This window comes from Actinomadura roseirufa (assembly GCF_900659635.1).
In the GTDB taxonomy this organism is placed as follows: domain Bacteria; phylum Actinomycetota; class Actinomycetes; order Streptosporangiales; family Streptosporangiaceae; genus Spirillospora; species Spirillospora roseirufa.
This window is the reverse complement of the sequence record NZ_CAACVB010000329.1, coordinates 1-7,431: the sequence shown is the minus strand read 5'-3', so window position 1 is coordinate 7,431 and position 7,431 is coordinate 1. Positions and strand designations below refer to the sequence as shown.

General features: G+C 75.0%; 8 protein-coding genes. 3 read left to right on the top strand and 5 right to left on the bottom strand.

Going from position 1 to position 7,431, the window contains the following annotated elements:
• Nucleotides 1-1,394, bottom strand: a 1,394-nt coding sequence (locus E1291_RS36835; RefSeq protein ID WP_370771098.1) for a lactate utilization protein B, incomplete at its 3' end; no start/stop codon positions are given.
• Nucleotides 1,391-2,119 carry a (Fe-S)-binding protein gene (locus E1291_RS36830; protein WP_131742678.1) on the bottom strand — a complete coding sequence of 243 codons (729 nt, stop codon included), beginning with the start codon at nucleotides 2,117-2,119 and terminating at the stop codon, nucleotides 1,391-1,393. The genes E1291_RS36830 and E1291_RS36835, both read right to left, overlap by 4 nt.
• A 366-nt stretch (nucleotides 2,120-2,485) precedes the next feature.
• Between E1291_RS36830 and E1291_RS36825 the strand changes: the two genes are divergently transcribed.
• On the top strand, nucleotides 2,486-2,689 hold the full coding sequence (locus E1291_RS36825) for a DUF5999 family protein (protein WP_131742677.1): 204 nt from the start codon (nucleotides 2,486-2,488) through the stop codon (nucleotides 2,687-2,689).
• A gap of 438 nt (nucleotides 2,690-3,127) precedes the next feature.
• Here the strand turns inward: E1291_RS36825 and E1291_RS36820 are convergent, their stop codons facing one another.
• The gene (locus E1291_RS36820) at nucleotides 3,128-4,519 is read right to left on the bottom strand and encodes an MFS transporter (protein ID WP_131742676.1); all 1,392 of its coding nucleotides are present in this window, start codon (nucleotides 4,517-4,519) and stop codon (nucleotides 3,128-3,130) included.
• Nucleotides 4,520-4,653: 134 nt separating this feature from the next.
• Between E1291_RS36820 and E1291_RS36815 the strand changes: the two genes are divergently transcribed.
• A complete protein-coding gene (locus E1291_RS36815; RefSeq protein ID WP_131742675.1) occupies nucleotides 4,654-4,989 on the top strand; it encodes an ArsR/SmtB family transcription factor in 336 nt (111 codons plus the stop codon).
• 27 nt (nucleotides 4,990-5,016) lie between these two features.
• Here the strand turns inward: E1291_RS36815 and E1291_RS36810 are convergent, their stop codons facing one another.
• Nucleotides 5,017-5,643 (bottom strand): alpha/beta hydrolase family protein, encoded by a 627-nt coding sequence (locus E1291_RS36810; RefSeq protein ID WP_131742674.1) that lies wholly within the window; start codon nucleotides 5,641-5,643, stop codon nucleotides 5,017-5,019.
• A gap of 51 nt (nucleotides 5,644-5,694) precedes the next feature.
• Here E1291_RS36810 and E1291_RS36805 point away from each other — a divergent pair, with 51 nt between their 5' ends.
• A complete protein-coding gene (locus E1291_RS36805; protein ID WP_131742673.1) occupies nucleotides 5,695-6,120 on the top strand; it encodes a PPOX class F420-dependent oxidoreductase in 426 nt (141 codons plus the stop codon).
• Between the two features lie 6 nt (nucleotides 6,121-6,126).
• Here the strand turns inward: E1291_RS36805 and E1291_RS36800 are convergent, their stop codons facing one another.
• On the bottom strand, nucleotides 6,127-7,278 hold the full coding sequence (locus E1291_RS36800) for a tetratricopeptide repeat protein (RefSeq protein ID WP_131742672.1): 1,152 nt from the start codon (nucleotides 7,276-7,278) through the stop codon (nucleotides 6,127-6,129).
• Between the last annotated feature and the right edge of the window lie 153 nt (nucleotides 7,279-7,431).

The window sequence follows — 7,431 nt, the reverse complement described above, 5'->3', positions numbered from 1 at the left end:
CGGCCGCCGCGCGACAGCAGCCGCGCCCAGCGCGCTCCGCGCCGGAGCGCCCGCTCGTGGCGGCGCGGATCGCCCATCGTCCACGCCAGGCCGCGCATCAGCGCCAGCTCCGGCGTCGGCACGGGGCGCCGCCGCCGCGACTCGACCACGCGCGCCCGCAGGTGGACCAGCACGTCCGGGATGTCGATCTTCACGGGGCACACGTCGGCGCAGGCGCCGCACAGCGTGGACGCGTACGGCAGGGACGCGTCGGCCGCGCTCTCCACTCCGCGCATCTGCGGGGTGAGGATCGCGCCGATCGGGCCCGGGTAGACCGGCCCGTAGGGCGCCCCGCCCGTCCGCTCGTACACGGGGCAGACGTCCAGGCACGCCGAGCAGCGGATGCAGCGCAGCGCGGCCCGGCCGACCTCGTCGGCGAGGACGGCCGTCCGCCCGTTGTCGAGCAGGACGAGGTGGAACTCGCCCGGCCCGTCGCCGGGGGTGACGCCCGTCCACGACGAGACGTAGGGCGTCATCCGGTCCCCCGACGACGAGCGCGGCAGCAGTTGCAGCAGCACCTCCAGGTCCGCCCAGGACGCGACGACCTTGTCGATCCCGGCGACCGTGATCAGCGTGTCCGGGAGGGTCAGGCACATCCGGCCGTTGCCCTCGGATTCGACCAGCACGGCCGTGCCGGTCTCGGCGACCAGGAAGTTCGCACCGGTGATCGCGACGCGGGCGCCGAGGAGGCGGTCCCGCAGACGCGCTCGCACCGCCCCCGCGAGCGCCGCCGGGTCCTCCGGAGGACCGGGCGGGGCGTCCGGGAGGGCGCGGGCGAGCAGCTCGCCGATCTCCGCCCGGTCGCGGTGCGCGGCCGGGGACAGCAGGTGGGACGGCTCGTCCTCGCCCAGCCGCAGCACCAGCTCCGGCAGCGCCGTCTCGTGGACGGTGACGCCCGCCCGCGCGAGCGCCTCGTCCAGGCCGATCTCGCGGACCGCCAGCGACCGGGCCTTGACGACCTCCCCCGCCCCGGCCGCCCGCACCAGACCGGTGACGACGCGCCGGGCCTCCGCGGCGTCGGCGGCCCAGTGGACGGTGCCGCCCGCCTCGGTGACGGCGCGCTCCAGTTCTTCCAGGTGCCCGTCGAGGCCGAGCAGCGCCCCGTCCCTGATCGCGCGGCCCGCCTCGCGGAGGTCCTCCCAGTCGGCGGGTTCGGTGGTCGCGGCGGCCCGGCGCTCGCGGCCGGCGGCCGTCGCGCCGCGCAGGTTCCGGCGCATCCGCGTGTCGGCCAGCGCGGCGCGGGCCGCGGTCGCGAACTTCGGCGTCGGCAGCGGGACGGGCCCGCGCGCACCGCCGGGCAGGCGCCCCGTCCGCCCCGGGGAGGACGGGACCGCCCCCGGGGACGAGGCCGTCACGCGGGCTCCGTCTCGGCCAGGATCTCGGCCAGGTGCATCACCCGGACACCGCCGCGCAGCCGCGACAGGGCACCGCCGATGTGCGCCAGGCAGGAGTTGTCGACCGCGCACACGACGTCGGCGCCGGTGCCGCGGACGTGCCGGATCTTGTCGGCCACCATCGCCACCGACACGTCGGCGTTCTTCATCGCGAACGCGCCGCCGAAGCCGCAGCACTCCGCCGCGGCCGGCAGCTCGACCAGGTCCAGGCCGCGCACGGCGCGCAGCAGCCGCAGCGGCCGGTCGCCGACGCCGAGCGTCCGCGCCGACTGGCAGGACGGGTGGTAGGTCACCCGGTGCGGGAAATAGGCGCCGACATCGACGGCGCCCAGCACGTCCACCAGGAACTCGGTCAGCTCGTATACGGCCAGGCCCTCGGCCGCGCGCGCCAGGCCCGGATCGCGGGCGGCGCGGGCGAGCCGCGGGTAGGCGGCGCGGACGGCGGCGGCGCAGGACGCCGACGGCGTCACCACCACCTCGCGGCCCTCGAACGCGCCGGTGAACGCGCGGGCGAGGTCGGCGGCCTCGCGGTGGTAGCCGGTCGTCCAGTGAATCTGGCCGCAGCACGTCTGGCCGGGCGGGTAGGAGACCTCGTGGCCGAGCCGCTCCAGCAGCGCGGTCACGGCCTTGCCGGTCGCGGGGAACATCGCGTCGTCGAAGCAGGCGACGAACAGCGCCACGCGCATGTCGGCCCCACCCCCCAGACGCATCGCCGAAGCCCCGCCTCGTGGGGACATCGTAGGGGGAGCGGCCTCGGCGCCCGGGCGGATTGATCGCACCCGGCTGGCCGGAACCGGGCCTTACCCGGGCCGCACCTGGGCCCGCTGGAACGTTTGCCGATCGGACGGCGTGTCGTTCTTCATCCGTTATCGAACACAGGGGACGCTATGCCTGGCACCTCGGGGTGAGTCGGATCACAAACCAGCGGTACTCCGGTACCACGGGACAACAGTCCCAACGGACTATGGCCGCCGGATCCGAACCGATCCACACTGGGGTGCGTCATTTAGGTAGAGCACCACCATCGAGTAGTTGAGACCGGAGGCACGCCGATGTGCCCGCACCAGCCGCCCTGCCCCTCGCACGATGCACCCGATCGCGACGCCGCGCGCACCCTGGCCGCCCACCCCGAGCAGGGGTGGAGCCTGCTGTGCAACGGCGTCGTGCTCTTCGAGGACACAGGTGAGCTGCTGCCCGACGGGGGGATCATCGCACCGCACCGGCCGACGGACCTGCAGGCTCCGTCCGCCGCCTAGCCAGTCTCCACGGGGGACTAGTTCGAACGGGTGATCATCTCTCGGGGGCACGCCCACCTGCCCGGCCTCCGGGTCCACGCGGATCCGGAGGCGACCGACATCACCGGCCGGCGGCCCGACCGCCGCCGGCCCCCGGTTCCGTTCCGCCTTGCCACGGCCCGGTCACCGGACCGCTCCGGGTGACACAAGTGTCACCCGGTGGAACACGGCGGGACATCGGTCCCGGGGCCCCGGGACCGATGTCCCGGGCGCCGGCACCGCACGGAACCGGTATCGAACGCGGCGGGCCGCCGCCCGGCCCCGCCGCACGCCCGGCGGAGCACGCTCACGACGCGGTCCGCCGGGCGGACGCTCCGAGCCGGGCGGACGCGAGGTCTCCGCACGCCGACTTCACCGCGGCCCGCCCCGGCCAGCGATCGGAACGACGGCCCGATCCGGTCAAGACGGTGTCGTGACCGTGGGCGGTTCGGTGTGCCGTGCCCGCGGGGCCGGGGCTTCGGCGGGCCTGGACCGCACCAGCCACAGACCGGTGAACACGGCACCGGCCAGGGTGACGGCCCCGGCCGCGACGAACGCGCTGTTGAGGCCGGCCTCCAGGGACGCCCCGCCTGACTCCCGCGAGTGGACGACGGCTCCGAGCACCGCGACACCGAGCACCGCGCCGATCTGCCGGGTCGTGCTGCTGATGCCCGAGGCGAGGCCCCCCTCCTGCCTGCTGACCGCCTGAATGGCGGCGCCGGTCAGCGGGGACATGGTCAGAGCGAAGCCGAGGCCGACGATCGCGAGCCGCCACCACACGTTCAGGTAGGGCGTGTGCTCGTGCACCCGGCCCAGCGTCAGCAACCCCAGCCCGGCCAGTGTCAGGCCGGTGGTGACCACGATCCGGAAGCCGTATCGGGCGGCGAGCCTGCCCGCGAAGGGGCTGACGACCACCATGGCGAGTGTGGTGGGCAGGGTCTGCAGGCCGGCGCGCAGAATCGAACTGCCCTGCACGTACACGAAGAACTGGGAGAAGAAGAAGGCCGAGCCCATCAGCGAGAAGCCCACCACGACCATCGCGGTGTTGGACACCGTGAACAGCCGCTGCCGGAACAGCCGCGGCGGCAGCATCGGCGTCGAGCCGCGTCCCTCCACGACGACGAAGACGGCGAGGAGCACCACCGCGGCGGCGAAGCCGCCCAGGATCACCGGCGAGGTCCAGCCCCGGGAGCCGCCCTCGATCAGCGCATAGGTCAGCGCCCCCACGCCCAGGACGGACAGGACCGTTCCAGGGACGTCGATCGCCGGGGCGCCGGGATTGCGGGACTCGCCCAGGATCCACAGACCGGCCAGCAGCAGGACCGCGCCGATGGGCACGTTGACCAGAAAGATGGCGGGCCAGCCGAAGGCCTCCACCAGGACGCCGCCGGCCAGTGGTCCGGCGGCCAGGCCGATCCCGCTGAACCCGGCCCACGTCCCGATCGCCTTGACGCGTTCCTGCGAGACGGGATACGCGGCGACGAGCAGGGCCAGCGAGGCGGGGCTCAGCGCCGCGGCCCCGATGCCCTGCACCACTCGCCCGGTGACCAGCCAGCCGATCGAGGGCGCGGCCGAGCAGAGCACGGACGCGAGCGTGAACACCACGACGCCGGCCAGGAACACCCGCTTACGGCCGAAACGGTCGGCGAAGACGCCACCGGACAGCAAGAGCATGGCGACCAGCAGCACGTACGCGTCGACGATCCACTGCAGGCCGGTCAACTGGGTGTGCAGCCGCTGCTGCATATCGGGCAGCGCCGCACCGACGATCGTGCTGTCGAGCAGCACCATGAACTGACCCAGGCAGGCCACCGTGAGCAAGGCTGCCCGGTTCGATCGAACGTCCACAACCACGGGCGGGACCCTCCGACTCCTTGAGACGCGGATGTGCCCCGGACAATAGTTCGATAATCCCGAAGTGTCGAACTGTGGGGTATCGTCGGAGCATGCGACCGGTACCTCAGCCCCCGTCCGAGTCACTCACCCTCGCCTCGGCGCTGCACGCGCTCGGTGATCCAGTGCGCCTGGAGCTGGTGCGGCGTGCGTCGCGGACCCCCGACTCGACCTGTTCCGCTCTCGCCGACGGGCTGGAGGTGCCGCTGTCGACGCTGTCCAACCACTGGCGGATCCTGCGCGAGGCCGGGCTGATCAGCATGACCGTCGACGGGCGGCACCGGCGCGTCCGGACCCGCGGCGACGATCTGGGCGACCGCTTCCCCGGCCTGCTCGACACGGTCCTGCGCCTCGGCGCGGCCGAGCCGTCGCACGGCGGTGCGCCGTAAGGGACGCGGTGCGCGCCGGGCCGGAGGTCAATCCCCGCGACGCGTCCCGCCCGGAGCGGCGCGCGCCGCCCACCGGCGCAGCCACGGCTCCACCGCCGCCCCCACCGTTTCCGGACGCTTGTTCAGGTCGTGCCGCTCCCCTTCCAGCACGACCACCTCCGCGGCGTCCGCCGCGTCGGGGACACCGAACGGGTCACGGGCGCCGTTCACGACGACCACCTCCGTCCGGGCGGCGCGCAGCTCGTCCACCCTGCTCTTCTCCGGCCGGCCCGGCGGATGCAGCGGGAAGGCCAGCGCGACCACGCCCACCGCCCCGGCCTCGGTCGCCGTCCGGCACGCCACCCGGGCGCCGTTGCTGCGGCCTCCCTGCACGAACGGAACGTCTCCGAAACGCTCCCGCACCGCCGCGACGATCTCCAGCCACGCCTCGTCCTGCGCGGCCGCCGGCCCGGGCGCCCGCCGCCCCGCCAGCCGGAAGGGCTGAAGGACCCGCGCCACCGCGCCGCCGAGGCCGAGCGCCACCTCCCGGACGGCGAGCAGGTCCGCCGCCTCCACTCCCCCGTTCGACCCGTGCGTCAGCGCCAGCAGGAACGCCGGGTCCGCGGGCGCGTCCAGCGTCACCTCGGCGGGTCCGCGCGCGGTGAGCATCTCCATATCGCTCACCGTAGCCGTGTCATCATTGATCACTTGCGGCACACTGGCCTCATGGAAAAGATGACCGACGACGAGTGGCGCGAGTTCGTCTCCACGGGCACCCGGACGGGCAAGGCCGCGGTGACGCGCAAGGACGGGACGCCGCACGTCACGCCGATCTGGTTCGTCCTCGACGGCGACGACCTGCTGTTCAACACATCCGCCGAGAGCATCAAGGGGCGGTCCCTGCGCCGCGACCCGCGGGTGTCGATCTGCGTGGACGACCAGACCCCGCCCTTCTCGTACGTGACGCTGCTGGCCGAGGCGTCCCTGGTCGAGGACGTCGACGAGGTCCGGCGCTGGGCGACCGTGATCGGCGGCCGGTACATGGGCGCCGACCGCGCCCGCGAGTTCGGGGACCGCAACGGCGTTCCCGGCGAGTACCTCGTCCGCGCCCGCATCACCAGGGTGATCGCCGAACGCGCCGTCGCGGGCTAGCGCGCCTCAGGCGTCGGGCCGGGCCGGGGGGCGCACCGGCGCCGGTGCGCCCATCGCGAGGCGGAGCCGCTCGGCGAAGCTCTCGTGCAGCAGCGGGCCCCAGGCGTAGTCGCTGGGGACCCGCAGGGCCCGGCCGAGCACCTCGTGCGTCTCGCCCGGCCGGCGTTCGGCCGGATCGTCGGCGTACCGGACGGCCAGCAGCGCGTACATGTGGTCGAGCGCCCCGAACGCCTCGCCGGCCAGGGCGGGCAGCGTGCCGTCCGACACCGACTGCTCGACGACCGGCTCCCACCACAGGTCGGCGGGGTCGGCGCCGTCGTCGTCGCCGAAGTCGCGGCGCAGCCGGGCCCGGACCTGCCCGGCGACGCCGGGGTCGGCCAGGCCGCGCCGCCACACCTCGCCCGCCTCGGAGCCGCGGCCGCGCAACGGCAGCGTCCGCGCCAGCAGCTCGGTGGCCAGCGGCCCGACCTCGGGGTCGGCGGGCGCGGCGGGGTCGCCGAGGGCCGCGCCGAACGCGCCGATGGCCTGGTCGAGGAAGGAGATGCCGAGCGCGACGGCGAGCCGCGCGAAGGCGTAGGGGGAGGTGTCGCGGTCGATCAGCCTGAGCCCGGCGGTGAGGATCCGCTGGGCGCGGGCCGGCTCGCCGTGCTCGAGGAGCCGCTGCGCGAGGTCGTGCGCGGCGGGCGGCCCGTACTCGGGGTCGGCGGTCGCGACCACGGCCTCCCAGTGCCCGGCGGCGGCGTCGGCGTCGCCGGCGTCGTCGGCGAGCCGGGCGAGCGCCAGGTGCGCGGGCGCCAGGTAGGCGGGGTTCCCGAAGTCGACCACGGTGCGCCACGCGGGGGCCGCCCGGTCGTGCTCCCCGGCCCGCTCGTGCGTCAGCGCCAGGTGATAGGCGGCGCGCGGACCGTACTCGGGGTCGCCGGTGGCGATCGCGACGCGGTCGGCCTCGCGGGCCCGCGCCACGTCGCCCTCGTCGTCGAGGACGACCGCGAGGCCGAGCGCGGCGCGCGCCCGGTGCGGGGTGTCGCCGAGTGCCAGCACCCGTTCGAACAGCAGGGCGGCCTCGGTGGCCTCGCCGTTCTCGGCGAGCGCCCGCGCCCGCTCGCACAGCCCGGCCGGATCGTCGGTTGCGGACGCCGCGTCCGCGGACTCGCTCATCGCTCTTCCACTGCCCTCTGGGGGTTCGGGGTCCGCACAGAGCCTAGCGATCCGGCCCCGCCGCGTCTCGCGACGACACCCCCGAATCACCCCGCATGATCACGAAATCGGTCCCGGCCGCCCGCCGCCGGCGGCGCGGGCGCCGCGGGCGCC